The sequence below is a fragment of the Pseudomonas sp. 18173 genome, assembly GCF_050432945.1.
Lineage (GTDB): Bacteria > Pseudomonadota > Gammaproteobacteria > Pseudomonadales > Pseudomonadaceae > Aquipseudomonas.
Genome location: NZ_JBKFTN010000014.1, coordinates 122,619 through 149,332, shown reverse-complemented (window position 1 = coordinate 149,332; position 26,714 = coordinate 122,619). Strand labels below are relative to the sequence as shown.

The following is a 26,714-nucleotide window of genomic DNA, read 5'->3' as shown; positions in this document are numbered from 1 at the left end:
CTGCTTAAAGTGGATAGATGGAACCCAAAGGCTCGCCCAAGATAGACGTCAACGCGCTACAGGGGAAGTGTCCGGCGGATGAAACCGGTCTCTCCTGGCGTTAATAAAACCAATAACGAGGTCTTTATGAATGTCCCTTTCGATCAGCTGTTCACTTGGCTGAAAGATCACAAGATTACCGAAGTCGAGTGCGTCGTCAGCGACCTGACCGGCATTGCACGCGGCAAAATCGCACCCACCAACAAGTTCCTGCATGAGCGAGGCATGCGCCTGCCGGAAAGTGTGCTGTTGCAAACGGTAACCGGGGACTTTGTCGACGACGACATCTACTACGACCTGCTCGACCCGGCCGATATCGACATGGTCTGCAAGCCGGACGCCGACGCCGTCTACGTGGTGCCATGGGCCATCGAGCCGACCGCCATCGTGATCCACGACACCTTCGACAAGTTCGGCAACCCGATCGAGCTGTCGCCGCGCAACGTGCTGAAGAAAGTCCTGCAGCTGTACACCGACAAAGGCTGGCGGCCGATCGTCGCACCGGAAATGGAGTTCTACCTGACCCAGCGCTGCGAAGACCCGGACTTGCCGCTCAAGGCACCAATGGGCCGTTCGGGCCGTGCCGAAAGCGGTCGTCAGTCGTTTTCCATCGATGCGGCCAACGAATTCGATCCGCTGTTCGAAGACGTCTACGACTGGTGCGAACTGCAAGGCCTGGACCTCGACACGCTGATCCACGAAGACGGCCCGGCGCAGATGGAAATCAACTTCCGTCATGGCAACGCACTGGACCTGGCCGACCAGATCACCGTGTTCAAGCGCACCATGCGCGAAGCGGCGCTCAAGCACAACGTGGCGGCAACCTTCATGGCCAAGCCGGTCGGCGACGAGCCTGGCAGCGCCATGCACCTTCACCAGAGCGTGGTGGACATTGCCACCGGCCAGCCGATCTTTGCCGACGCCAATGGCAACATGAGCGAGCTGTTCCTGCATCACATCGGTGGCTTGCAGAAGTACATCCCGAAAGTGCTGCCGATGTTCGCGCCGAACGTCAACTCGTTCCGCCGCTTCCTGCCGGATACCTCGGCACCGGTGAACGTCGAATGGGGCGAAGAAAACCGCACCGTCGGCCTACGCGTGCCGACCTCCAGCCCGGACGCCATGCGCGTTGAAAACCGTCTGCCGGGCGCCGATGCCAACCCGTACCTGGCCATCGCCGCCAGCCTGCTGTGCGGCTACCTGGGCATGGTCGAGCGCATCGAGCCCAGCGCTGCAGTACAGGGCCGCGCCTATGAACGTCGCAACCTGCGCCTGCCGATCACCATCGAGGATGCCCTGACCCAGATGGAAGAGTGCGACACCATCAGCCGCTACCTGGGCAGCAAGTTCGTACGGGGCTATGTCGCGGTCAAGCGCGCCGAGCACGAGAACTTCAAGCGGGTGATCAGCTCCTGGGAGCGTGAGTTCCTGATGCTTAGCGTCTGACAAACCAAATCCTGGCTGCAACCGCGTCCCCCCTGTGGGAGCGGGCTTGCTCGCGAATGCGGTGTGTCATTCAGCAAAAATGCTGGCTGACCCGGCCCCTTCGCGAGCAAGCCCGCTCCCACAGAGAGAACGCCAACGCCTGAAAATCCAATAATTCGAAGAGGTGTCGATATGCGTCTATTGAAATCCATGGTCCCGCTCGCGCTGGCAGCGCTGTTCAGTGCCGGTGTTCAGGCTCAGGCACAGGTCAGTGTCTACAACTGGACCGACTACATCGGCGAAACCACCCTCGCCGACTTCCAGGCCAAAACCGGGATCAAGGTGATCTACGACGTATTCGATTCCAACGAAACCCTGGAAGGCAAACTGCTTGCCGGGCGTACCGGGTATGACGTGGTGGTGCCGTCGAACCACTTCCTCGCCCGCCAGGTAAAGGCCGGCGCGTTCCTCAAGCTCGATCGCGAGCAACTGCAGAATTTCACCAACCTTGACCCGAAACTGCTGGCGCTGCTGGAGAAAAACGATCCGGGCAACGCGCATTCGGTGCCGTACCTGTGGGGTACCAACGGCATCGGTTATAACGTCGACAAGGTCAAGCAGGTGCTGGGCATCGATCACATCGATTCCTGGGCCGTGCTGTTCGAACCGGAAAACATCAAGAAGCTGAGCGCCTGCGGCGTGTCGATGATGGACTCGGCGGACGAAGTGTTCCCGGCGATCCTCAACTACATGGGCATGGACCCGCGCAGCGAAAACCCCGAGGACTTCAAGAAGGCCGAAGCCAAGCTGTTGCAGATCCGCCCTTACATCACCTACTTCCACTCCTCCAAGTACGTGTCGGACCTGGCCAACGGCGACATCTGCGTGGCGTTCGGTTACTCGGGTGACGTGTTCCAGGCCGCCAACCGCGCCAAGGAAGCCAAGAACGGCGTGAACATCGCCTACGCCATTCCCAAGGAAGGCGCCAACCTGTGGTTCGACCTGCTGGCCATCCCCGCCGACGCCAGCAATCCGAAAGAAGCCCACGCCTTCATCAACTACCTGCTGGACCCGCAAGTGATCGCCAAGGTCAGCGCGTCGGTCGGTTATGCCAACCCGAATCCGGCCGCCAAGCAGTACATGGACCCTGAGCTGGTCAGCAATCCCGAGGTTTATCCGTCCCAGGCAGTCCTCGACAAACTCTACATCTCCACCACGCCGCCGCAGTCGATCATGCGCCTGATGACCCGCTCGTGGAGCAAAGTGAAGTCCAACAAATGAATCAGTACACCAAGGAACACACCCTCTCCTATTACGCAGCATCCGCCAAGGGCATGAGGCAGCGTCCCGCGCTGGCCTCGGACCTAGTGGCCGATGTCTGCGTGGTCGGCGCGGGTTTCACCGGTATCAACACCGCCATCGAACTGGCCCAGCGCGGGCTCTCGGTGGTCCTGCTGGAGGCCCGGCGGATTGGCTGGGGCGCCAGCGGGCGCAACGGCGGCCAGTTGATTCGCGGCATCGGTCATGACGTCAGCGGCTTTGCCCGGCATGTGGGCACCGAAGGGGTGCAGTACCTGGAACAGTCCGGGGTCGAATCGGTGCAGGTCGTGGCCAATCGCATCCGCGAGCACGGCATTGATTGCGACCTGCGCTGGGGCTTCTGCGAACTGGCCAACACCCCGGCGCACTTTGCCGGGTTGAAGGCCGAGCACGCCGAACTGCTGGAGTCCGGTTACGCCCATGAAACCCGCTTGATCGAACCCGGCCAGATCCGCGAGCACGTGGTGAACTCCAGCGTTTACGCCGGCGGCCTGGTGGACATGGGCTCGGGCCACCTGCATCCGCTGAACCTGGCTCTCGGCGAAGCGCAGGTCGCCGAGTCCCTTGGCGTGCAGATCTTCGAACAGAGCCCGGTGCTGGAGCTGATCCACGGCAGCACCGTGCAAGTGCGCTGCAAAGGCGGCACTGTGCGTGCGGGGACGCTGGTGCTGGCCTGCAATGCCCATCTGGAAGAGCTTGAACCGAAGCTCAGTGGCAAAGTGCTCCCGGCGGGCAGCTACATCATCGCCACCGAACCCCTGTCAGAAGACGCCGCCAGGCAACTGATCCCTCACAACGTCGCCTTGTGCGACCAGAAAGTCGGCCTGGACTACTACCGGCTCTCGGCTGACCGGCGTTTGTTGTTCGGCGGTGCCTGCCATTACTCCGGGCGCGACCCTTCGGACATCGCTGCCTACATGCGCCCGCACATGCTCAAGGTCTTCCCGCAGCTGGCCAATGTGCGCATCGATTATCAGTGGGGCGGCATGATTGGCATCTCGGCCAACCGCTTCCCGCAGGTCGGGCGCTTGAGCCAGCACCCCAACGTGTACTACGCCCAGGGTTACTCCGGCCATGGCCTGAACGTGACTCACTGGTGCGCCAGGCTGTTGGGCGAAGCGATCCATGCCGGCCACAGCAAAGGCTTCGACGTGTTCAGCGCCGTGCCGCACATGACCTTCCCCGGCGGCCGCGCCCTGCGCTCGCCACTGCTGGCCCTGGGCATGTTCTGGTATCGGATGCGGGAAATGCTTGGCTGACCACCGAACGCCTGAGGTGAGGAAAGGCCCTCGCCTCAGGCATCCCGGCAACGTCAAGAGACCGCAGCGACGCACCTATTGAGGCATCGGAATGGTAATGCCCTCTTTCTGCAAATCCTCCCGGACCGACTGGAACTTCTGATACTTGGACAATTCGATCGGCCCGTCATAGGTCATGCTTTGCATCTTGCGGGGCGGGTATTTGATGTAGGTCTGCATGAGCTTGTTGATTGCCTGACTGATCGGCACCATCGTCCAGGTACGCTCGGTGACGTTACTCATGAAGATGTCATAGCGTTCCTGTGGGTCTTGATACAAATCGAAGACCTGAGGCACCGTCGCCACGTACTTGGTGGCACCTTTCCAGCCCTGGTTGGTGTCCACGGCCAAGCCACCGGTTTGGGCACCATCGTCGCCACGCAGGTTGAACACGGCCTTGTAGTTGCCCACACGGACCGCCCCCGGCGACAACTCGTTTTCGGTGAAGTAGAACCACTCTTTTCGTGGGTCGGGACCCGTGCCGGTGATCACGGGGGTCATGTCGTAGCTGTCGAAGAGGATCGGCTGGCCTTCGCGATCCTTCTCCGGCAACTTGATACCCGCTACCGAAGCGAATGTCGCCATCAAGTCGAGGCCGCCGAGAATGTCGTGGTTCTTGGCGTTCGGCTTGATCTTTCCGGGCCAGGCCATGATCGCAGGGACCCGGTTACCACCTTCGCGTACGGTGCCCTTGGTGCCACGGAAAGGCGTGTAGCCGGCATCCGGGTAAACGTCCTGCCAGGCGCCATTGTCGGTGGTGTAGACCACCAGTGTGTTCTTATCCAGGCCCAGTGCCTTGAGCTTGTCCATGATATGACCGATTCGCGTATCCAGCTCCACCACCGAGTCGGCGTACTTGGACTTGGATATCGACTTGTGCACGAACTCCGGTGCCGGCAGGTTCGGTTGGTGCACCTTCATGAAGTTGACGTTGATGAAGAACGGCTTGTCTGATTTGGCGGCGGTGTCGAGGAACTCCAGCGCGGCTTTCTCGACATAGCTGTCGAAGAACGGAATCCCGACCACGCCAGGTTTGCCGTCGACAACGGGTGTATCGACATACTGGCCATTGATCTTGAACTCTTCGACCGCCTTCTCCCCGGCCTTGCCCGAGAGTGCACCCTTGGTGACCTGGGTAAACATCGCACGGGTTTCCGGGTCCATGTCGGGGAACCACGTCGGGTCTGCGTAGGTGTAGGCATTGAGGTGATAGAGGCCAACGTACTTCATCACGTCATAACCCTGGGCATTGGGCAGTGCATAGTCGGCTTCACCCAGATGCCACTTGCCGGTGAAGTAGGTCTCGTAACCACCGGTCTTGAGCACCGAAGCCAGTGTCCATTCCGCGGCTGGCAAACCGCCGCCCTGGCCCTGGAAGGCCACGGTGGTCATGCCGCTGCGATTCGGGATACGCCCGGTTTGCATGGCGGCGCGACCGGGCGTGCAACTCGGTTGCGCGTAGAACGAATAAAAGGTTGTGCCTTCAGCGGCCAGTTGGTCGATGCTGGGTGTCGGCATGCCACGGCCAACACCGCCACCATACGGGCCCAGATCACCGTAGCCGGTGTCATCGGACACGATGAACAGGATATTGGGCTTTTCTGATTGAGCAGCCTGGGCAAAACCGTTAAGCGCTATCAGCAATGAACAAGCAATGTAGAGCCTTGAGCGATGAGAAAATCGTTTCATGGCGACCATCCTTTTTCGGGACGGGTCCTTATGGCCGGCTACTTATTGCAAAGTAATCCACGACCGGACCTTGGTGAGTTGCCCCCAAAACCATGCCCCTTGCTTAGTTTCAGGAGTTCAACTGACCAGACAACAGCACTCCCGTCGCTACTCAAGGCACCCGAGACAGCCTAGTACGGTTATTTTCATTGCGCACAACGCAGGCGTGGAATTCAAAGTCGTTCGTCGCTTACTTCGCTTCATGAAGTACCGTGGATCGAATCACCCGCAAGGCTGCTGGTAGCGTCTGCGTTTCGACTTTCGATTTGCTCAATTGCAAGGCACTTCTATATTGAGGGGGTGCTCTGAATTTCCCGCCTTCTGTTGAGCCTGGCCCATGGCAACTACTGATCAACTGATCATCTGCGAGCACTGCGACAGCGTGTACCAGAAAGTAACGCTCGCAAAACATCAGAAAACCCTGTGTACGCGCTGCGGCGGCGTGCTTCAACGCTATAACGGCCTTACGGTCGAACAGCGTCTTGCGCTGACCTTCGCGGCATTGATGCTATGGCTGTTCACCAATTTCTATCCGGTGATGAGCATCAGCCTCAAAGGCATGAAAAACAGTGCAACCCTGTGGGACTCGGTGCTGGCCCTGAGCCTGGGGCCCATCACGTTCATCGCCATGGTGGCGGCGATCGCCATGATCATCGCGCCGATCTTCCAGTTGATGCTGCTGATCTGGGTGCTGGGCTTCGCCCTCGCCCGGCAACGCTCGCCCGGGTTCAAATTCTGCATGCGCTGGCTGGAAGCCTTGCGGCCCTGGAGCATGCTCGAAGTCTGCCTGCTGGGGGCCATGGTCGCCGTGATCAAACTCGCCGGACTGCTTGATGTGCTGCCGGGTATAGGGCTGTTTGCCCTGGCAGTGCTGAGCCTGATGATGATCCGCATCGCCGGGCGCGATATCCGCGACCTATGGGACATTGTATGAGCACGCCTCCGTACGCCGACGAACTCAACCTGTGCCTGTGCCACAGCTGTGGGCTGGCTTGTGACATGACTGGCGAGCCTCACGAATGCGAACGCTGCGGCGCACCTTTGCACCGACGCAAAACCAACTCGCTGGCCAGGACCTGGGCCTACATGATCGCCGCCCTGGTGTTTTACATCCCGGCCAATCTGCTGCCGGTGATGAACACCGAAATGGTCGGCAACGGGGCCGACAGCACAATCATGAGCGGCGTGCTGGAATTCTGGGAAGCCGGGGCCTGGGACATTGCCCTGATCATTTTCATTGCCAGTATCGCGGTGCCCGGCGTCAAGTTCGTCGCCATCACCTTGCTGCTGGTTACCGTACACCGCGACAGTGAGTGGGCACGTGTAGAGCGCTCGAAGCTGTACCGCTTCGTCGAAGTCATCGGCTACTGGTCGATGCTCGACGTGATCGTGGTCGCCCTGGTGGCCTCGCTGGTTAAATTCCAGGCCCTGGCCGACATCGAACCGCGGCCGGGCATTCTGTTTTTCGGGCTGGTCGTGGTGTTCACCATGCTCTCGGCCATGAGTTTCGATCCACGCATGATCTGGGATAAAGAACGGGAAAATCCACACAATGAGGAGGTCACGGATGAAGTCACAAGCCACTGACGGGCCGCACGCCCCCGGGCCGGCGCCGATCAAGACCCGCCGCTTCAGTGTTTCGCTGGTCTGGATCGTCCCGATCGTCGCGGTGCTGGTGGGTATTTCGCTGGTGGTACACAGCATGCTGCAGGAAGGCCCGACCATCGTTGTCACGTTCAAGACCGGGGACGGCCTGACCGCGAATAAAACCGAGGTCAAGTACCGTAACGTGGTGATCGGTCATGTCTCCGATGTGGAATTGAGCAATGACCAGAAGAGTGTCAACGCCACCATCAAACTGGCCAAGCAAGCCGAAAGCTTTACCCGCGAGGACTCACAGTTCTGGGTCGTGCGCCCGCGCATTGGCGCAGGCGGTGTATCGGGTATCGATACGCTGCTGTCGGGCGATTACATCGGTGCCGATATCGGCCAGGCCAACGGCCGCGCGAAAAACTTCAAGGGGCTGGAAAACCCGCCGCCCATCACTTACGGCGAGCCGGGCAAGCGTTTCACCCTGTTCACGCAGGACCTGGGGTCGCTGGATATCGGTTCTCCGGTTTACTACCGCAAGATCCCGGTGGGTCAGGTGGTGGCCTACGCCCTGGACCCGGACGGCAAGGGTGTGAACATCGAACTGTTCATCCATGCCCCCAATGACAAGTACGTCACCGAGAACACCCGCTTCTGGAACGCCAGCGGCATTGACGTGAACGTCGGTGCCAACGGATTCGCGGTCAAGACCGAATCGCTGTCGTCCTTGCTGGTGGGCGGCATTGCCTTCCGCGCGCCAGACTACAGCCCCAACGATAAACCGGCTGCGGCGGAATATGCCTACGAGCTGTTCGACGACCAACAGACCGCCCTCGCCCCGCCAAACGGCAAGCCGCAGTACCTGAGCATGCGATTCGACCAGGCACTGCGCGGACTCAAGGTCGATGCTCCGGTGGAGTTCCTCGGCGTGGAAATCGGCAAGGTGGTGGCGGTCAATCTGGATTACGACGAGAAAAAACGTTCCTTTCCGGTCAACGTCGGCATCGTGATCTACCCGCAACGCCTGGGCCAGGCCCACGTCAAGATGATCAAGGCGCTCAATCATGATCCCAATGACGAAGCCGGGGGGATACGCCTGATGGGCACCTTTATCGACAACGGCCTGCGGGCCCAGGCCCGCACCGGTAACTTCCTGACTGGCCAGTTGTACATCTCCCTGGATTTCTACCCCAAGGCAGAAAAAGTCGCTTTCGATGCAAACGCACGCCCGGTCGTCATCCCGACCATTCCGGGCAGCCTCGAGCAATTGCAGGAAAAACTCGAATCCATGGTCGACAAGATCAACAAACTGCCGATCGAGCGTATCGCCGGCAACCTCGATGGCAATCTCGTTGAACTGCGCAAAGGCATGATGCAATTCAACGGCAAAGTCTTGCCTGGCGTGCAAACGACCTTGTCGGACGTCAGCAAGACCCTGCAAACGGCCAATTCGACCCTGCAATCGGCCAGTTCGACCCTGGCCGAGGACTCGCCACAACGGGAAAAACTGGGGCAGACCCTGGATGAACTGGGACGCACGTCGAGATCCTTGCGTGATCTTGCCGATTACTTGGGACGGCATCCGGAATCGCTGGTCCGCGGCCGTCCGAACAATGCCGCACCCGTTGACCTGCAAGGGCCACCGCGCAATTGAACACAGGAGCATCACCCATGGCTTTTCCGCTGAAGTTAACCCTGGTCGCTGCGATGTTGCTGCTCGTCGCCTGCCGCAGTGACCCGATTCAGTTCCACACCCTGACCCCGGCCCAGTCAGGCGATCATTCGAGGACCAGCGTCGGGGTGATTCAGATCGAGACGCTCAGCGTGCCGCCCCAGGTCGATCGTGCGCAGATCGTCATCCGCCAGGGCAACAGTGGCCTGGCGATCCTGGAAACCCAATGGTGGGGCGCGAACCTCGTAGACGAATTGCGCAGTGCGCTGGCCGATCAATTGAGCAACAGTCCGGTACAAGGCAAGTATTCAGTGCGGGTCGATGTGCAGCGTTTTGACTCGGTTCCCGGTCAATACGCGTTGATGGACGTGAAATGGCGCCTGCGCAGCGCCGGCACAGGCGACACTGAACGGGTGATTTGCCGCAGCACCTTGCAAACGCCGTCTGGCGCGAGCATCGACGAGCTGGTGCTTGCCCAGCAAAACAACGTCAAACGCCTGGCCGCGCTGATCAGCCAGGCGGCCACCCGACCCCAGGCGAACTGCCCTTCGCCCTGATCGGCTTTCCCGCCTCCCGGACTAACGGCGACAGGTTCGCCGTTAGTTCCATCCCATACGTCCTCGCTGTTTCCCACTTTCATTCCACGCCAAAGCAATAGATAACAATTCCCAGTAACAAACTAATTGGCTGCTGGAATCCCCTCTGCAAATTTTTCACATTCCTTTCACCGTTTTGACAGCTGTGCAGCTTTAACGTGGGCTGCAGTTAATTCGCTGAACCTGGTCTCGGCGGTCATTTTTCGCGCTGTTTCAGGTTTTGTTTAACAGCACTTCCACGGCGCTCCAACTGGTGGACAAACTTGGTCAACTCCGTTTCGCGTAAAACAACTTCGCGCCTGTCCAAATCGGTCGTGGCCATGGGGGCACTGACCGTTGCCGTACTGGTTGCCGGTTTTGTCCTGTGGCCCAAGACACCGGCCAACCTGGCTCAGGAAGGCGCGCAAGCCCGGGCCCAATTGCAGCAACAATGGAACGCCGGCGAGATTGCGGTGCTGGTGCGTCATGCCGAGCGCTGCGACCGTTCCAGCAACCCTTGCCTGGGCCCGGCTGACGGCATTACCCGTATCGGCAGTGAAGCGGCCGCCGGAGTCGGCCAGGGCCTGGCGCACCTGGGCCTGGCGCAGACCGACATCCTGACCAGCCCGGTCACGCGCACCGTGCAGACCGCTCATTACATGTTCAACAGCGACCCACGGACCCAGGAGTGGCTCGCCACCTGCGGTACGACCCTGCGCAACGATGTCGTGGCGCACAAGGTGGCCCATCGCAATCTGGTGCTGGTGACCCACAGCGGTTGCATCGCCGACTTTGAAAAACAGACAGGCATGAGACATGCGGCGAAGGACGCCGAGTACACCAGTTCGTTGTTTGTCCATATCGATGGCACTGGCCAACTGCAAGTGCTCGGCATTGTGAATGCCGAGGACTGGAAGACCCTGCTGCAAGAAAAAAATTGAATCATCAGGTATCGAAAACTTTAGTAACAAGTTGATTCAATATGGACTGAATAAAACCTGAACAGAATAGCGAGAAGTGTGATTGAACTTCTCGCCGTTCAATATCATTCCGATTTTCTCTCTTGCAAGTTGCACATCACACTTCAAACAGCCATCTCAGCGCCAAGGTCGAGACATGACGTCAAATCAGCCATTGCCAGATTTCGCTGGCCATTCTTCCCGCCTGCACACTCCAACGGCGCCTGCCAATGAACGCTGGATGCTCCTCGCGCTGCTGTTGGCGTTCATTGCGTTCTACTTGCTGCCGCTGATGAGCCACAGCCTGTGGATTCCCGATGAAACCCGTTACGCCCAGGTCAGCCAGGAAATGCTGCAGGGCGGGAACTGGATCTCGCCGCACTTCATGGGCCTGCGTTATTTCGAGAAGCCGATTGCCGGGTACTGGATGATCGCCATCGGTCAGGCCGTGTTTGGCGACAACCTGTTCGGGGTGCGCATCGCTTCAGCGCTGAGTACCGGGCTGAGCGTGTGGCTGACCTGGTTGATTGCCCGCCGCTTCTGGGGCGATCCGCGCAAAAGCTTTGCCTGCGCACTGTTGTACATGAGCTTCGGGCTGATTGCCGGCCAGGCCGGGTACGCCAACCTCGACCCGCAGTTCACTCTCTGGGTCAACCTGAGCCTGGTTTCTCTGTGGTTTGCCATCGACAGCCGCACCCCTCGCGCCCGCCTGGGATCCTGGGCGGTGCTGGGTATCGCCTGCGGCATGGGCTTCATGACCAAGGGTTTCCTGGCCTGGCTGCTGCCGGCGGTGATCGCCCTGCCCTACATGCTCTGGCAGCGCCGCATCGGCGAGCTGTTGCGTTACGGGCCACTGGCTGTCGTGATCGCCGCGGCCGTCTGCTTGCCCTGGGCATTGGCCATTCACCATCAGGAACCGGATTTCTGGAATTTCTTCTTCTGGAACGAGCACGTACGCCGCTTCGCCGCCGACAATGCGCAGCACGCCCGTCCATGGTGGTTCTACCTGCCGATGCTGGTCGTGTCCGCCCTGCCCTGGGCCGCGCTGTTGCCGACAACGTTCATCCAGGCCTGGAACGACAAGCGTCAGCCGGTCAGCGGTTTTCTCCTGCTGTGGCTGTTGTTGCCACTGGCGATTTTCAGCATGAGCAGCGGCAAGTTGCCGACCTACATCATGCCGTGCCTGTTGCCGCTGGCGCTGCTGATGGGCCATGCGCTGACCGGCCTGCTGCAACAGGCACGGGGACGGACGATTCGCGTCAACGGCTGGCTCAACGTCGTCATCGCCACGGTGGCCCTGGTTGCCTTGCTGTACCTGCAACTGAGAAAAGAGATTTTCGAAAACACCGAGATGTTCAGCCTGTCCCTGGGGTTCATCGTACTGCTGGGCTGGATCATCGCCAACGCCTTGCAAATCCTGCGGCCATTGACCTTATGGGCGATGCCGGCCCTCGGCATCTGGCTGCTGGTGGCGCTGCTGCCTGCCGCCATGCCGGGCCGGATTGTCGACAGCAAGATGCCTGACCGGTTTATCGCCGAACACCTGGACAGCCTGAACCAGACCACCTCGCTGCTGAGCAACGACCTGGGTGCGGCCTCGGCCTTGTCGTGGCTGACCCGGCGACCGGAGGTGGCGCTCTACAATGTCGTCGGCGAGCTCAAGTACGGCCTCTCGGATCCGGCCGCAGCCTCGCGCAAAGTGACCAGCGAAGATGTCGGGCGATGGATGACCGAGGCACGTAAAAAAGGCTCGGTCGGGGTGGTGATGAGGGTCAACAGCGTCGATGAGATCCAGGAAGTCGAGGCGTTGCCCACCGACGGCAAGCGTTATCAGCGCGGCAACCTGCAGGTCCTGATCTTCCCGCAAACCCAGCCCTGATAGCCGAGACGAAAAAACCCGAGTGGCCAAACCGGCCTCTCGGGTTTTTTCGTTTGTGCCGGGTGCCCTCGAAGCGATTGACAATCGTGATCAGCGCCAACCATGACCTGAATCAGGCGCTACGCTTTGCCGATCAGGTATTGATCATCGCCAAAGGCACGACAAAATGCGGCCGGGAGCAGCGTCATATCCTGATCGACGACATCGTTTGATCGACGAGTCGAGCCACAGTGGGCCCAGTGCTGCTAATCTGAATGAAAATTACATGTATTAACGGTTTTTTTGACGTTATTTTCTCATTTGGATCTCTAGATTCCCTGCAACTCAAAATATGCAAATGATTCGCATTGGTTTACAGGCGATTCAATACCCATGATTTTTTCAAAAAATGCACCAGGAGCAGCCCGCAGAATGATTCCCAACATCCCTTCGTTCTTGAAAAAGGCCCTGCTGGCCACCGCTTTGTTGAGCGCCGGCCAGGTTTATGCAGCTGACTCCGTCGGCATCGTGGTGTACAACGCGCAACACGAAGGCCTGACCAAGGCCTGGGTCGAGGGTTTTACCCAAGAGACCGGTATTCCCGTCACCTTGCGCAACGGCGACGACACCGAGATGGGCAACCAGATCGTGCAGGAAGGCGCGGCCTCTCCGGCGGACGTGTTCCTGACCGAAAACTCCCCGGCCATGGTCCTGGTCGACAACGCCGGGCTGTTTACGCCGGTCGACAAAGGCACGCTGGAGCAGGTTGACTCCGCCTACCGTCCAGCCCACGGCAAATGGGTCGGGATTGCCGCGCGCTCCACGGTGTTTGTGTACAACCCGAGCAAACTGCCTGCAGCCAATCTGCCGAAATCGATCATGGACCTGGCCGATCCAAGCTGGAAAGGTCGCTGGGCCGCCTCGCCAGGCGGTGCCGACTTCCAGGCCATCGTCGCCGCCATCCTCGAACAAAAGGGTGAAGCCGCCACGCTGGACTGGCTCAAAGCGATGAAAACCAACTACGCCAACTACCGTGGCAACAGCTCCGTGCTCAAGGCGGTGAATGCCGGGCAGATCGACAGCGGCGTGATCTACCACTATTACAGCCTCGTGGATCAGTCCAAGACTGGCGAAAACAGCAAAAACACCGCCCTGCACTATTTCAAGCACAAAGATCCCGGCGCTTTTGTTAGCATCTCCGGCGGCGGCGTCCTCGCTTCCAGCAAACACAAAGAACAAGCCCAGGCGTTTCTCAAATACATTACCGGCAAGGATGGCCAGGCCGTGCTGAAAAACGGCAAGTCGTTCGAGTACGCCGTGGGCAAGAATGCTGAATCCAACCCTAAACTGGTGCCTTTGCAGCAACTCGATGCGCCGACTGTCGATGCTTCGAAACTCGACAGTAAAAAAGCCGTGGAGCTGATGACACAGGCCGGACTGCTCTAATTGATGCCTGAAACCCTGCCTGTGGGTGTCGCCGAGGCGACACCCACACCATTGCGTCGACGATCCCGCGGAGTCTTTGCGGGACGTGGCGGTGTATGGGTGATCGGTTTGTCGGTGCTGGTTTCCTTACTGGCACTGCTACCGATCGCTTACGTTATTGGCGTGTCCCTGCAGACAGGCTGGTCAACCGTGGTGACCCTGGTGTTCCGCCCCCGGGTGGGTGAACTGCTGGTCAACACCGTGTTGCTGGTGCTGCTGACGATTCCCTTGTGCGTGGCGCTGGGGGTGACACTGGCGTGGCTCACGGAGCGCACGAATTTGCCGGGACGGCGTTGGTGGTCGTTGCTGGCCACCGCACCGCTGGCGGTGCCTGCGTTCGTTCACAGCTATGCCTGGGTCAGCCTGGTGCCACCGATTCACGGCTTGTTTGCCGGTGTCCTGGTCTCGGTCATCGCCTACTTCCCGTTCCTGTATTTGCCGGTGGCGGCCACCTTGCGCCGACTGGATCCGGCCATCGAAGACGTCGCCGAGTCCATGGGGCTCAAACCCTGGAAAGTGTTTTTCCGCGTGGTGTTGCCGCAACTGCGCCTGGCCATCTGCGGCGGTGCCTTGCTGGTCGGTCTGCACCTGCTGGCCGAATATGGCCTGTATGCCATGATCCGCTTCGACACCTTTACCACCGCGATCTTCGATCAGTTCAAGTCGACCTTCAACGGCGCAGCGGCGCACATGCTGGCCAGCGTGCTGGCGCTGTGCTGCCTGGCAATGTTGACGGCCGAATCCGCCGCCCGGGGTTCCGCACGTTACGCGCGCGTCGGTTCGGGAAGCGCCCGGGAACAACGGGTAGTCGCCCTGAAACCGACTTCAACACTGCTGTCGTTGGCCCTGCAAATCGTCACCTGCGCCCTGGCCCTGGGTGTCCCACTGATCACCCTCGGCAAATGGCTCATCGCCGGCGGTGTGGAAGTCTGGGACATGGCCGAGTTGTTGCCCGCACTCGAGCAGACCCTGCTACTGGGCGTCGCCGGCGCGGCGCTGACCACCTGCGCGGCGATCCCGATTGCCTGGCTGTCGATCCGTTACCCGGGCCGAATGCAACGGGTACTGGAAAGCTGCAACTACATCACCAGTTCCTTGCCCGGAATTATCGTGGCGCTGGCGCTGGTGACGGTCACCATCCATTTTGCCCGGCCGATTTACCAGACCACCTTCACTGTGCTGCTGGCGTACCTGCTGATGTTCTTGCCCCGCGCCCTGGTGAGCCTGCGCGCAGGCATTGCCCAGGCCCCGGTGGAACTGGAAAACATCGCCCGCAGCCTTGGCCGCTCGCCGGCCCGGGCCCTGTGGCTGATCACCTTGCGCCTGGCCGCGCCGGGAGCCGCCGCCGGTGCGGCACTGGTATTCCTGGCCATCACCAACGAACTGACCGCCACCCTGCTGCTGGCCCCTAACGGCACGCGCACGCTGGCAACCGGATTCTGGGCCATGACCAGCGAAATCGATTATGCCGCTGCTGCGCCCTACGCCTTATTGATGGTTGTGCTGTCGCTTCCGCTGACCGGACTTCTTTATCACCAATCGAAAAAAACGGCTGGCCGATGAACACTCTTGAATTGAATGCCCTCTACAAGTCCTATGGCGCCCATTGCGCGCTGGACAACGTCAGCCTGTCGGTGCCCAGCGGCAGCCGTACGGTCATCGTCGGCCCCTCCGGCTCCGGCAAAACCACGTTGCTGCGCATGATTGCCGGCTTCGAATTCCCCGATTCCGGGCGTCTTTCGCTCAATGGCCAGACTCTGGTCGACGGTACTCACGAAGTGCCCGCCCATCAGCGCCTGATCGGCTACGTGCCGCAGGACGGCGCACTGTTCCCGCACATGACCGTGGCGGCGAACATCGGCTTCGGCTTGTCCACCAAGGGTACTGAAAAACACCAGCGAGTCGCTGAACTGATGGACAGCGTGGCGCTGGACGCGAAAATGGCCCAGCGCTGGCCTCACGAATTGTCCGGCGGCCAGCAACAGCGAGTGGCCCTGGCCCGGGCGTTGGCGCAGCAGCCGCGGCTGATGCTGCTGGACGAACCGTTCTCGGCGCTCGACACCGGATTGCGCGCAGCAATGCGCAAGATGGTTGCCAGGCTGCTGGAAGACGCGGGCGTCACCACCATTCTGGTCACCCATGACCAGAGCGAAGCCCTGTCGTTCGCCGACCAGTTGGCGGTGATGCGCCATGGCCGGCTGGTCCAGTCAGGCCATCCGCTGGACCTGTACCGCTATCCCGAAGACGAACAGACCGCCCTGTTCCTTGGCGATGCCGTGGTCATGCCCGCGCGCATCGAGGCCGGTTGGGCCCATTGCGACCTGGGGCGGATCCCGGTCAACAACCACCGCAACAACAAGTCCGCGCAAATCATGCTGCGCCCCGAACAACTGCAACTGGCCAGTATCCTTCCCAGTGACCCGGAAGCCGGTGGTTGCCGGGCCGTGGTCACCGATCGGGACTTCAGCGGCAACACCTGCACACTGACGGTGGAGCTCCAACCGTTGAGCAGCCGCGAGCAATCGGGTCGATCGCTGCTGGTGCGCAGCTCAGGCATGTATGCGCCACCCGCAGGCAGTTCGGTTCAGGTCTCGACCATTGGCCACGCCCATGTGCTGAGCGAGATGTGATCGATCACAGATCGAATCGGTCCACCGCCCGACGCCGCTCGTTGTCGTCGCGCACATCGTAGTTGGCCGTGGTCTGGATGTTGCTGTGGTGCGCCAGTTTCTGCGCGATCGACAGGTCATGCTCTTCGATCACCCGGGTGATGAACGAACGCCGGAAGTCGTGGGGCATGATTTTCACCCCGACTTGCGCGCCCCTTTGCCGGGCGATGTAGTAGATCGCATGCTTGGTGATGCGCTCACGGGTGATATGGCTGCCGCGGCGTATGCGGTTGAACAGGAACGGGTCGTCCGGCTCACCTTGCTTGAGCAACGAACGGCGCAGCTCAAGCCACGCCTCCAGCTTGGCGAAAGCCCAGGCCGGGGCGTACTTGATCAACTGCTTGTTGCCCTTGGCCGTCACCCGCAGGCTGCGCTCGGTGAAATCGACCTGGTCGAGCTCAAGGTTCACCGATTCGGACTTGCGCATCCCCGAACCGTAAAGAATCCCGATGATCGCGGCATCCCGCAGGCCCTGCGGCCGCGGATCGGCGGCGCAGACCGCCATCAGTTCCTGAATCAGCGTCCGCCTGAGGTTGCGCCCCTGGGACAGCCGGGTACCGGCCATGCCCTTCACCGTACGCATTTTCAACAGATGCTCCTGAGAGATCAGGCTCATGCGCCAGGCTTCATTCATCACCCCGCGCACCGCATTGACATACAGCGAGGACGTATTGGGCGCATAACCGTCGGCACGCAATGTGGCCACCAGTGCGATAACATCTTCGGGCTGCAAGTTGTACCAGGGTATCTCCTCGATATCGTGGTCTTCGAAGCCCAGGCGATCGGCGGCATCCTGCAGCACATAACGCATGGTCAGTTGGCTGGACGGCGCCAGGCGCGCCAGATAGAGGGTCAGCGGGTTGGTAAGGGGTTTGCGTGAATCAGGTACAGGTAAGTCAATCAAACGAAACGGCCTTGAATGAAAACAGTTCAATGAAACAACTAAGAAATGAAATAACGATGATGTAAAAGACTTTACTGCTGTAGGACTTTTCCAAAAAAACGCCATAAACGCTGAAAGTCTGAACAGTGGCTTAATAGCTTTCAGATAAACGATTCCCCAACCGTTTTTTCATGTTCCTTTCACAAAATCGGGCATAACCTTCCATAAAGTCGGCGCACCCCGGATGGATGTCCAACCTGCCGGCCACGACAGAAAAAGTCAACCGATGCAATTTTTTACCTCCATCCAGTAACTAGTTGATTTGATGCAGATTCTGATTTAGCGTCTATGCTGATTTCTGGATCCCTTTTAGCCTCAAAGGCTATTTACGTTTTCAGCCCCAGAGGTGCCCATGAGTCAGGCGTTTCTCCCTTTCTCTCGTCCCAGTATCGGCGACGAAGAAATCGCTGCCGTAGAGCAAGTATTACGCTCCGGGTGGATCACTACCGGGCCGAAGAACCAGGCACTGGAAGAACACTTCGCCAACTACGTCGGTTGTCGACATGCCGTGGCACTTTCCTCGGCCACTGGCGGGATGCATATCACCCTGCTGGCTCTGGGCGTCGGTCCGGGCGACGAAGTCATTACACCGTCGCAGACCTGGGTTTCCACCGCCAACATGATCACCCTGCTGGGTGCCACGCCGGTGTTCGTCGACGTCGACCGCGACACGCTGATGACCGACGTGGCCAGCATTGAAGCCGCGATCACGCCGCGCACCAAAGCCATCATCCCGGTGCATTACGCCGGCGCGGCATTCGATCTCGATCCGCTCTACGCCCTGGCCGACAAACACGGCATTGCCGTGATCGAAGACGCCGCCCACGCCGCCGGCACTCGCTACAAAGGCCGTCACGTCGGCGCCAAAGGCACGGCGATCTTCTCGTTCCACGCGATCAAGAACATGACCTGCGCCGAGGGCGCGATGTTCGTCAGCGACGATGAAGCCCTGGCCTCCCGGGTCCGCATGCTCAAGTTTCACGGGCTGGGGGTTGATGCCTATGACCGCCTGACCCACGGCCGCAAGCCCCAGGCCCAGGTGGTCGAACCCGGCTTCAAGTACAACCTGGCCGACATCAACGCGGCCATCGCCCTGGTGCAACTGGAGCGCCTGGACGAGATCAACGCCAAGCGCACTCAACTGGCCCAGGCCTATTTGCAGCGCCTGGAAGGTCTGCCGGTGCAACCGCTGAGCGCCCCCACCCATTCGCAACAACACGCCTGGCACCTGTTCATCCTGCGTATCGACGCCGAGCGTTGCGGGCTCGATCGCGAAGCGTTCATGAAGGCCCTCCAGGAACAGAATATCGGTACCGGTATTCACTTCATTGCAACTCACCTGCACACTTACTACCGACAACGATATCCCAACCTGTATTTGCCCAACACCGAATGGAATTCGGCGCGGCTGTGTTCGATCCCGTTGTTCCCCGACATGACCACCGATGATGTCGAGCGCGTCGTCGGTGCCATCGAAAACTGTATGGACAGAAGCCTTTGAGACCTTACCCAATCAATTTCGTTTCGATCGTCATTCCGGTCTACAACGAACAGGAAAGCCTGCCTGAGCTGCTTCGGCGCACCGAAGCGGCTTGCGAGCAGTTGCACCATGCCTATGAAATCGTGCTGGTCGACGACGGCAGCCGCGATGACTCCGCGCAGATCCTGGAAGACGCCGCCTCCCGCGAAGGCAGCCCGGTGGTGGCGGTGATCCTCAACCGCAACTACGGCCAGCACGCGGCGATCATGGCCGGTTTCGAACAGTGCAAGGGCGATGTCGTCATCACCCTCGATGCCGACCTGCAAAACCCGCCCGAAGAAATCCCGCGGCTGGTAGCACAGGCCGAGCTCGGCTATGACGTCGTCGCGACGGTGCGCAACAATCGCCAGGACTCGGCCTTGCGCCGCTGGCCATCGAAGCTGATCAACCTCGCCGTGCAACGTTCCACCGGCGTGGCCATGAGCGACTACGGCTGCATGCTGCGCGCCTACCGCCGCACCATTGTCGACGCCATGCTCGCCTGCCGTGAACGCAGCACCTTCATTCCGATCCTCGCCAACAGCTTCGCCCGCCACACCACGGAAATCCTCGTGACCCACGCCGAGCGTGAACACGGCGACTCCAAGTACAGCCCGATGCGCCTGATCAACCTGATGTTCGACCTGGTCACCTGCATGACCACCACGCCGCTGCGACTGTTGAGCATCGTCGGCGTCGGCATGGCGGCCCTGGGCGTGCTGTTCGCCATGGTGCTGATCCTGTTGCGCCTGGTGTTCGGCGCCGGCTGGGCCGGTGGCGGCACCTTCGTACTGTTCGCCGTGCTGTTCGTCTTCACCGGTGGTCAATTCATCGGCATGGGCCTGTTGGGTGAATACCTGGGCCGCATGTACAGCGACGTGCGCGCACGTCCGCGCTTCTTCATTGAAAAGGTGCTGCGTAGCCAGCCCGAATCCCCTGCTTCCGTTGTTACCGTCGACGGCCTTACTTCCACTTCTTCAGATCAGGTTCCTTCATGAGTGCAAAAGCTGTTGTCTTCGCCTATCACGATATTGGCTGTGCCGGCATCGAATCCCTGCTCTCCTCCGGTTTCGAGATCGCTGCGGTGTTCACTCACGCCGACGATCCGAAGGAGAACGCGTTCTACGGCTCCGTCGCACAGCTGTGCGCCCGCCACGGCATCGCCGTGCATGCACCGGAAGACGCCAACCATCCATTGTGGATCGAGCGTATCGCCAAGCTCGACCCCGACTACATTTTCTCCTTCTACTACCGCAACCTGCTGAGCGAAGCGCTGCTGGCCACGGCCCGTAAAGGCGCGTTCAACCTGCACGGCTCCCTGCTGCCACTCTACCGTGGTCGTGCACCGGCCAACTGGGTGCTGGTCAACGGCGAAACGGAAACCGGCGTGACCCTGCACCGCATGGTCAAGCGTGCCGATGCTGGCGCCATCGTTGCCCAGCAAAAGGTTGCGATCGAGCGCAGCGACACTGCGCTGAGCCTGCACGGCAAACTGCGCGCAGCCGCCTCCGACCTGCTGCGTGACACCTTGCCGGCGCTGCTGCAGGGCAAGGCCAGTGAAACACCGCAGGACGAATCCAAAGCCACGGTGTTCGGCCGTCGCACCCCGGCTGACGGCAAACTGGTCTGGGCCAAACCGGCCGAAGAGCTGTTCAACCTGGTCCGCGCCGTGACCCAGCCGTACCCGGGCGCCTTCTGCGCGGTGGGCGAGCACAAGCTGATTGTCTGGAGCGCCGAAGTCGCCAAGGGCAACGATGGCCTGGCGCCAGGCCGCGTCATCAGCGTAGACCCGCTGCGTATTGCCTGCGGTGAAGACTCGCTGATCATCAACGCCGGCCAGCGCAACGACAACGGCCTGTACCTGAGCGGCCCGCAACTGGCCAACGAGCTGGGCCTGGTGGACGGTTCCGTGCTGCGCGGTGCCGAATCCGGTCGTGCCCCGCGTCGCACCCGCGTGCTGATCCTCGGCGTCAACGGCTTCATCGGCAACCACTTGTCCGAGCGCCTGCTGCGCGACGACCGTTACGAAGTCTACGGCCTGGATATCGGTTCGGACGCCATCGAGCGCCTGCGCAGCCACCCGAACTTCCACTTCGTCGAAGGTGACATCAGCATCCACTCCGAATGGATCGAGTACCACATCAAGAAGTGCGACGTGGTACTGCCGCTGGTGGCCATCGCGACGCCAATCGAATACACCCGTAACCCGCTGCGCGTATTCGAACTCGACTTCGAAGAGAACCTGAAACTGGTTCGCTACTGCGTCAAGTACAACAAGCGCGTGATCTTCCCGTCGACGTCGGAAGTCTATGGCATGTGCCAGGACCCGAACTTCGACGAAGACAGCTCCAACCTGGTGGTCGGTCCGATCAACAAACAGCGCTGGATCTACTCGGTCTCCAAGCAGCTGCTGGACCGCGTGATCTGGGCTTATGGCCAGAAGGGCCTGAACTTCACCCTGTTCCGTCCGTTCAACTGGATGGGCCCACGCCTGGACCGCCTGGACTCTGCCCGTATCGGCAGCTCCCGCGCGATTACCCAGTTGATCCTGAACCTGGTGGAAGGTACGCCGATTCGCCTGTTCGACGGTGGCGAGCAAAAACGTTGCTTCACCGACATCGCCGACGGCGTGGAAGCTCTGGCACGGATCATCGACAACGACAACGACGTCTGCAACGGCCAGATCATCAACATCGGCAACCCGGAGAACGAGGCCAGCATCCGTCAGCTGGGCGAAGAGCTGCTGCGTCAGTTCGAAGCTCACCCGCTGCGCGCCAACTTCCCTCCGTTCGCCGGTTTCCGCGACATCGAAAGCAAGGCGTTCTACGGTACCGGTTACCAGGACGTGTCGCACCGCAAGCCAAGCATCGCCAACGCCAAGCGCCTGCTGGACTGGACACCAACCGTAGAGATGAGCGAAACCATCGGCAACACCCTGGATTTCTTCCTGCGTGAAGCCATGCTCGAAATCGCGGACAAGCGTTGATGCAGGCGGGACTGCGGATTGATGTCGACACCTACCGAGGCACCCGTGAAGGGGTGCCCCGGCTACTGGAAATCCTTGATGAAGCTCAGGTCAAGGCGACGTTCTTCTTCAGTGTCGGGCCGGACAACATGGGGCGCCACTTGTGGCGCCTCATCCGTCCACAGTTTCTCTGGAAAATGCTTCGCTCCAACGCAGCCGGCCTGTATGGCTGGGACATTCTGCTGGCCGGCACCGCATGGCCCGGAAAACCGATCGGCCGCGACCTGGGGCACTTGATGCGCCAGGCCCGGGATGCCGGGCATGAGGTTGGCCTGCACGCCTGGGATCACCATGGCTGGCAAGCCAATGCCGGACGCTGGAGCGACGCCCAACTGGTGGAACAGATACGCCGTGGCGTGGACACCCTCAGCGACATCCTCGGGGAAAAGATCACCTGCTCGGCATCCGCCGGCTGGCGTGCCGACGAGCGCGTGATCGAAGCCAAGCAGGGTTTCGGCTTTCGCTACAACAGCGATTGTCGCGGCCTGGGCCTGTTCCAGCCGCGATTGGCCGATGGTCGCCTGGGTGCTCCGCAAATCCCGGTCGACCTGCCGACCTTCGACGAAGTGGTCGGGCCGACCGTTGCCGCCAAGGATTTCAACACGTTCATCCTGGACCGGTTCACCCCGGAAAAACTCAATGTCTACACGATCCATGCCGAGGTAGAAGGGATTCTGATGGCCAATGATTTCCGTCAACTGCTGAGCGATGCACATCAGCGGGACATCCGTTTTCAACCCTTGGGCGACTTGTTGCCCGAGGCCCCTGACAGTTTGCCGATCGGCCGCGTGGTACGCGGAGCGCTCGAAGGTCGCGAAGGCTGGCTGGGAGTGCAAGGCGCATGAGCAAACGCTGGGCTTTGCCGATATTGCTGGTCATGGTGGCGCTGGCCTACCTGCTGCCACTGGGCAGTCATGGCCTATGGATACCTGACGAAACCCGCTACGCCCAGATCAGCCAGGGCATGCTCCTGAGCGGCAACTGGGTGTCGCCGCATTTCATGGACGTGCGCTATTTCGAAAAACCCGCGGCCGGCTACTGGATGATTGCCATCGGCCAGGCGCTGTTCGGCCAGAACCTCTTCGGGGTGCGTTTCGCTTCGGCGCTGAGCACCGGCTTGAGCGTGTTGCTGTGCTACCTGGTCGCCCGCCGGATGTGGAACGAACCGCGCAAGAGCTTCGCCTGCGCGCTGCTGTACATGAGCTTCTCGGTCATTGCCGCTTCAGCGGGATATGCCAACCTCGATCCGCAATTCACCTTCTGGGTCAACCTGAGCCTGGTGGCCTTGTGGTTTGCACTGGACAGCGCCGGCCGCAGCCAACGCCTGATCGCGTGGGCGGTGCTGGGCCTGGCCTGCGGCATGGGCTTCCTGACCAAGGGCTTCCTGGCCTGGTTGCTGCCGGTATTGATCGCCCTGCCCTGGATGATCTGGCAAAAGCGCTGGCGTGAACTGCTGGTCTACGGACCGGTGGCGGTCGTGGTCGCCATCGCCGTCAGCCTGCCATGGGCGCTGGCGGTGCATGCCCAGGAGCCTGACTACTGGCGGTTTTTCTTCTGGCACGAACATATCCGCCGTTTTGCCGGGGACGATGCCCAGCATGACGCGCCATGGTGGTACTACCTGCCGCTGCTGGTGGCTTTCAGCATGCCGTGGGTCGCATTGCTGCCGCCAGCGCTGAAGCAAGCCTGGCAGACCCGACGCCAGTCCGATATCGCGTTCCTGCTGCTGTGGCTGTGGATGCCGTTGTTCTTCTTCAGCCTGAGCAAGGGCAAACTGCCTGCCTACATCCTGCCGTGCCTGTTGCCCCTGGCATTGTTGCTCGGCCATACACTGGCTGACCGGTTGAAGCTGGAGCAAGGTCGCGTGCTGGGCATCAACGGTCTGTTGAACCTGGTGGTGGGTGTGGTCACTCTGCTGGCCCTGGTTTATCTGCAACTGAAAAAGCCGATTTACGATCACGAACTGCACAACCTGGTGTTGGTGTTCATCGGCTTGATCGGCTGGATCATGGCCAACCTGCTGCAGGCCTTCCGGCCATTGCAATGCTGGGCAGCCCCGGCGTTTGGCAGCCTGGTGCTCATCGGCTTGCTGCCTGCCGGACTGCCCAATTCCGTCGTCGCCAACAAGACGCCTGACCAATTCATCCTCGATCACGCCCAGGAACTCGGCCAGGCCGCGAAGTTGTTGAGCAATGACCTGGGGGCCGCGTCGGCATTGTCCTGGCGGGTGAAACGCCCGGAAGTGGCTTTTTTCAACACGATAGGCGAACTGAAATACGGCCTTGACTATCCTGACTCGCTCGAGCAGCGCGTCGGCCCCGACCAGATACAACAGTGGATGCACGACGCCCGCCAGCAAGGCTCGGTCGGCGTGGTCATGCGGGTCAAGGGCGAGGAAGAGTTGCGCGAACTCGATCAGTTGCCCAAGGAAGGCAAGCGGTATGAGCAAGGCAACCTGGTGATCTTGATCATCCCTCAGGCGACACTATGAGCCTGCTATTGCTACTGGTCGCCTGCCTGTTGACCTGCCTTGGCCAGATCGCCCAGAAATATGCGGTGGAAAGCTGGCGCGGCCAACCTGCCGGGTGGCTGGAAAAACTGCGCTCGCCCTGGCTGTGGCTGGCCCTGGCCTCTTTGGGGCTGGGCCTGCTGGTGTGGCTGCTGGTGCTGCAACGCCTGGAAGTCGGGGTTGCCTACCCGATGCTCAGCCTGAACTTTGTGCTGATCACCCTGGTTGCGCGTTTCGTGTTCCACGAAACCATCGACCGCCGCCACTGGCTCGGTGTGGCGCTGGTGATCGGCGGCGTGGCATTGCTGGGGCAACACGCATGAACCTGAGTCGCGGAATTTCCTTCGCCCTGGGCAGCGTGTTGCTGGTCAGCGCCGCCCAACTGGGCATGCGCTGGAGCATGAGTCACCTGCCACAACCCGAACAGTGGCTTAGCGCTCACATCGACCTGACAGCCATTGCCATTGTGCTCGTGGCCATCTGCGCCTACGCCTTGTCGATGCTCTGCTGGCTCGCCGCCCTGCGGGACCTGCCCCTGGGTCGCGCCTATTCATTGCTGAGTATCAGCTACGCACTGGTGTACCTGCTGGCCGCCAGCCTGCCGCTATTCAACGAAACGTTCAGCCTTACAAAAAGCCTTGGCGTGGCATTGGTCATCCTCGGCGTCATTACCATCAATTCTCGACCTGCTCGTGCGCCTGATTTAAGGAGTGCCCCATGAAAATAAGTGTATTTGGTAGCGGTTATGTTGGCCTGGTTCAGGCTGCGGTACTGGCGGAAGTTGGCCACGACGTGGTCTGCATGGACGTTGACGAGAAAAAAGTCGAACTGCTCAAGCAGGGCCACGTGAGTATTTTCGAACCCGGGCTGGCCAGCCTGGTGCGCGAAGGCCTTGACGGCAAGCGGTTGCAGTTCACCAGCGACGAAAAGTTCGCGGTCCAGCACGGCCAGGTACTGTTCATCGCGGTCGGTACGCCGTCCCGGGAAGACGGTTCAGCGGATCTGCGCTATGTGATGTCGGTGGGCGAAGCCGTGGCGCGTCATCGCGAGCAACCGGCGATCCTGGTGGAAAAATCCACTGTCCCGGTCGGCACCGGCGATGCCTTGCGTGCACACATCGACAAATGCCTGCTCAATGCCGGACGGCAATTGCAGTTCGATATCGTCTCCAACCCGGAATTCCTCAAAGAAGGTTCGGCCGTCAACGACTGCCGACGCCCGGACCGTATCGTCGTCGGCTGTGAACGCGATGAAGTGCGTGACGTGATGCGTGACCTGTACTCGCCTTTCAACCGCAACCATGAACGCATCATGTTCATGGACCTGCGCAGTGCCGAACTGACCAAGTACGCCGCCAACTGCATGCTGGCAACCAAGATCAGCTTCATCAACCAGATCGCCGAACTGGCCGAGCACCTGGGTGCCGACATCGAATCGGTACGCCTGGGCATCGGCGCCGACTCGCGGATCGGCTACCACTTCATCTACCCCGGTTGCGGCTACGGTGGCTCATGCTTCCCCAAGGACATGCGCGCCCTGATCCACAGCGCCGAAGAGGCCCATTGCTCCAGCGACCTGCTGCAAGCGGTGGAAGCCATCAACGAGCGGCAGAAACACAAGCTGTTCGAACGCATCAACGCGTTCTACAAGGGCGACTTGCGTGGCAGGACCTTTGCCTTGTGGGGCCTGGCGTTCAAGCCGAACACCGACGACATGCGCGACGCGCCGAGCCGGGTGTTGCTGGAATCGTTGTGGGCCGCCGGGGCGAATGTCCGTGCGTTCGATCCGGAAGCCATGCAGGAAACCCAGAAGCTGTATCCCGATGAATCGAAACTGATGCTCATGGGTACGCCTGAGTCGGTCCTGTCCGGTGCCGATGCACTGGTCATCTGCACCGAATGGCAACAGTTCAAGGCGCCGGACTTCGAGCTGATCCAGCAGCGGCTCAATGCACCGGTGATCTTCGACGGCCGCAACCTGTACGACGCAGACCGCCTGGCACGCATCGGTTTCACCTACTTCCCGATCGGCCGGGGCGAATCGCGCAAATTGCCGATGCCTTACCAGCAATGGTCAACCGAACCAGTGGTCGCCTGAACC

Annotated in this window: 22 protein-coding genes and 1 pseudogene; 21 read left to right on the top strand and 2 right to left on the bottom strand. The window is 60.4% G+C overall.

Features of this window, described 5'->3' with window-relative positions; all coding sequences use genetic code 11:
• Positions 1–126 precede the first annotated feature (126 nt).
• From ACLD1X_RS17215 to ACLD1X_RS17205, 3 genes are all read left to right on the top strand, one after another.
• Positions 127–1,485 (top strand): glutamine synthetase family protein, encoded by a 1,359-nt coding sequence (locus tag ACLD1X_RS17215; protein WP_111287332.1) that lies wholly within the window; start codon positions 127–129, stop codon positions 1,483–1,485.
• Between the two features lie 171 nt (positions 1,486–1,656).
• Positions 1,657–2,745 carry a polyamine ABC transporter substrate-binding protein gene (locus tag ACLD1X_RS17210; RefSeq protein WP_429369642.1) on the top strand — a complete coding sequence of 363 codons (1,089 nt, stop codon included), beginning with the start codon at positions 1,657–1,659 and terminating at the stop codon, positions 2,743–2,745.
• Positions 2,742–4,043, top strand: coding sequence for an NAD(P)/FAD-dependent oxidoreductase (locus ACLD1X_RS17205; protein ID WP_429369640.1), 1,302 nt, complete (start codon positions 2,742–2,744; stop codon positions 4,041–4,043). Before ACLD1X_RS17210 ends, ACLD1X_RS17205 begins: the two co-directional genes overlap by 4 nt.
• 75 nt (positions 4,044–4,118) lie before the next feature.
• Here the strand turns inward: ACLD1X_RS17205 and ACLD1X_RS17200 are convergent, their stop codons facing one another.
• Positions 4,119–5,771, bottom strand: coding sequence for an arylsulfatase (locus tag ACLD1X_RS17200; protein ID WP_429369638.1), 1,653 nt, complete (start codon positions 5,769–5,771; stop codon positions 4,119–4,121).
• 376 nt (positions 5,772–6,147) lie between these two features.
• On the opposite strand from ACLD1X_RS17200, the gene ACLD1X_RS17195 reads away from it, so the two are divergent.
• The 10 genes and pseudogenes from ACLD1X_RS17195 (at position 6,148) to ACLD1X_RS17150 (ending at position 16,579) form a co-directional block, all read left to right on the top strand.
• Positions 6,148–6,744 carry a paraquat-inducible protein A gene (locus tag ACLD1X_RS17195; protein ID WP_429369636.1) on the top strand — a complete coding sequence of 199 codons (597 nt, stop codon included), beginning with the start codon at positions 6,148–6,150 and terminating at the stop codon, positions 6,742–6,744.
• The gene (locus ACLD1X_RS17190) at positions 6,741–7,397 is read left to right on the top strand and encodes a paraquat-inducible protein A (protein WP_429369634.1); all 657 of its coding nucleotides are present in this window, start codon (positions 6,741–6,743) and stop codon (positions 7,395–7,397) included. The genes ACLD1X_RS17195 and ACLD1X_RS17190 overlap by 4 nt, the downstream gene beginning before the upstream one ends.
• Positions 7,378–9,054, top strand: coding sequence for an intermembrane transport protein PqiB (locus ACLD1X_RS17185; protein ID WP_429369632.1), 1,677 nt, complete (start codon positions 7,378–7,380; stop codon positions 9,052–9,054). The genes ACLD1X_RS17190 and ACLD1X_RS17185 overlap by 20 nt, the downstream gene beginning before the upstream one ends.
• A 17-nt stretch (positions 9,055–9,071) precedes the next feature.
• Entirely contained in the window at positions 9,072–9,629 is a 558-nt protein-coding gene (locus tag ACLD1X_RS17180) for a PqiC family protein (protein WP_429369630.1), read from the top strand.
• A 302-nt stretch (positions 9,630–9,931) separates the two neighbouring features.
• Entirely contained in the window at positions 9,932–10,588 is a 657-nt protein-coding gene (locus tag ACLD1X_RS17175; RefSeq protein WP_429369628.1) for a histidine phosphatase family protein, read from the top strand.
• Between the two features lie 175 nt (positions 10,589–10,763).
• A complete protein-coding gene (gene arnT, locus ACLD1X_RS17170) occupies positions 10,764–12,485 on the top strand; it encodes a lipid IV(A) 4-amino-4-deoxy-L-arabinosyltransferase (protein WP_429369626.1) in 1,722 nt (573 codons plus the stop codon).
• A gap of 71 nt (positions 12,486–12,556) precedes the next feature.
• Positions 12,557–12,697: pseudogene (locus ACLD1X_RS17165) on the top strand (ABC transporter ATP-binding protein); the annotation flags it as partial.
• A 199-nt stretch (positions 12,698–12,896) separates the two neighbouring features.
• Positions 12,897–13,910 (top strand): iron ABC transporter substrate-binding protein, encoded by a 1,014-nt coding sequence (locus ACLD1X_RS17160; RefSeq protein ID WP_429369624.1) that lies wholly within the window; start codon positions 12,897–12,899, stop codon positions 13,908–13,910.
• Between the two features lie 3 nt (positions 13,911–13,913).
• Positions 13,914–15,512: an ABC transporter permease gene (locus tag ACLD1X_RS17155; protein WP_429369622.1), complete on the top strand. Its 1,599-nt coding sequence runs from the start codon at positions 13,914–13,916 to the stop codon at positions 15,510–15,512.
• Positions 15,509–16,579 (top strand): ABC transporter ATP-binding protein, encoded by a 1,071-nt coding sequence (locus ACLD1X_RS17150; protein WP_429369620.1) that lies wholly within the window; start codon positions 15,509–15,511, stop codon positions 16,577–16,579. Before ACLD1X_RS17155 ends, ACLD1X_RS17150 begins: the two co-directional genes overlap by 4 nt.
• A 4-nt stretch (positions 16,580–16,583) precedes the next feature.
• Here ACLD1X_RS17150 and ACLD1X_RS17145 read toward each other — a convergent pair whose 3' ends face one another.
• Positions 16,584–17,522 (bottom strand): site-specific integrase, encoded by a 939-nt coding sequence (locus tag ACLD1X_RS17145; RefSeq protein ID WP_429369618.1) that lies wholly within the window; start codon positions 17,520–17,522, stop codon positions 16,584–16,586.
• A gap of 391 nt (positions 17,523–17,913) precedes the next feature.
• Between ACLD1X_RS17145 and arnB the strand changes: the two genes are divergently transcribed.
• The 8 genes from arnB to ACLD1X_RS17105 are packed head-to-tail and all read left to right on the top strand — an operon-like array spanning position 17,914 to position 26,711.
• Positions 17,914–19,062: a UDP-4-amino-4-deoxy-L-arabinose aminotransferase gene (arnB, locus tag ACLD1X_RS17140; protein WP_429369616.1), complete on the top strand. Its 1,149-nt coding sequence runs from the start codon at positions 17,914–17,916 to the stop codon at positions 19,060–19,062.
• Complete coding sequence (gene arnC / locus ACLD1X_RS17135; protein ID WP_429369614.1) at positions 19,059–20,078, top strand: undecaprenyl-phosphate 4-deoxy-4-formamido-L-arabinose transferase; 1,020 nt, start codon at positions 19,059–19,061, stop codon at positions 20,076–20,078. The genes arnB and arnC overlap by 4 nt, the downstream gene beginning before the upstream one ends.
• Positions 20,075–22,066, top strand: a complete 1,992-nt coding sequence (gene arnA, locus ACLD1X_RS17130) for a bifunctional UDP-4-amino-4-deoxy-L-arabinose formyltransferase/UDP-glucuronic acid oxidase ArnA (RefSeq protein WP_429369612.1) — start codon at positions 20,075–20,077, stop codon at positions 22,064–22,066. The genes arnC and arnA overlap by 4 nt, the downstream gene beginning before the upstream one ends.
• The gene (gene arnD, locus ACLD1X_RS17125) at positions 22,066–22,950 is read left to right on the top strand and encodes a 4-deoxy-4-formamido-L-arabinose-phosphoundecaprenol deformylase (protein ID WP_008021608.1); all 885 of its coding nucleotides are present in this window, start codon (positions 22,066–22,068) and stop codon (positions 22,948–22,950) included. The genes arnA and arnD overlap by 1 nt, the downstream gene beginning before the upstream one ends.
• Complete coding sequence (arnT, locus tag ACLD1X_RS17120) at positions 22,947–24,596, top strand: lipid IV(A) 4-amino-4-deoxy-L-arabinosyltransferase (protein ID WP_429369610.1); 1,650 nt, start codon at positions 22,947–22,949, stop codon at positions 24,594–24,596. The genes arnD and arnT (ACLD1X_RS17120) overlap by 4 nt, the downstream gene beginning before the upstream one ends.
• On the top strand, positions 24,593–24,937 hold the full coding sequence (gene arnE / locus ACLD1X_RS17115; protein WP_429369608.1) for a 4-amino-4-deoxy-L-arabinose-phosphoundecaprenol flippase subunit ArnE: 345 nt from the start codon (positions 24,593–24,595) through the stop codon (positions 24,935–24,937). Before arnT (ACLD1X_RS17120) ends, arnE begins: the two co-directional genes overlap by 4 nt.
• Entirely contained in the window at positions 24,934–25,335 is a 402-nt protein-coding gene (gene arnF, locus ACLD1X_RS17110) for a 4-amino-4-deoxy-L-arabinose-phosphoundecaprenol flippase subunit ArnF (RefSeq protein ID WP_429369606.1), read from the top strand. The genes arnE and arnF overlap by 4 nt, the downstream gene beginning before the upstream one ends.
• A complete protein-coding gene (locus tag ACLD1X_RS17105) occupies positions 25,332–26,711 on the top strand; it encodes a UDP-glucose dehydrogenase family protein (RefSeq protein ID WP_429369604.1) in 1,380 nt (459 codons plus the stop codon). The genes arnF and ACLD1X_RS17105 overlap by 4 nt, the downstream gene beginning before the upstream one ends.
• Positions 26,712–26,714 lie beyond the last annotated feature (3 nt).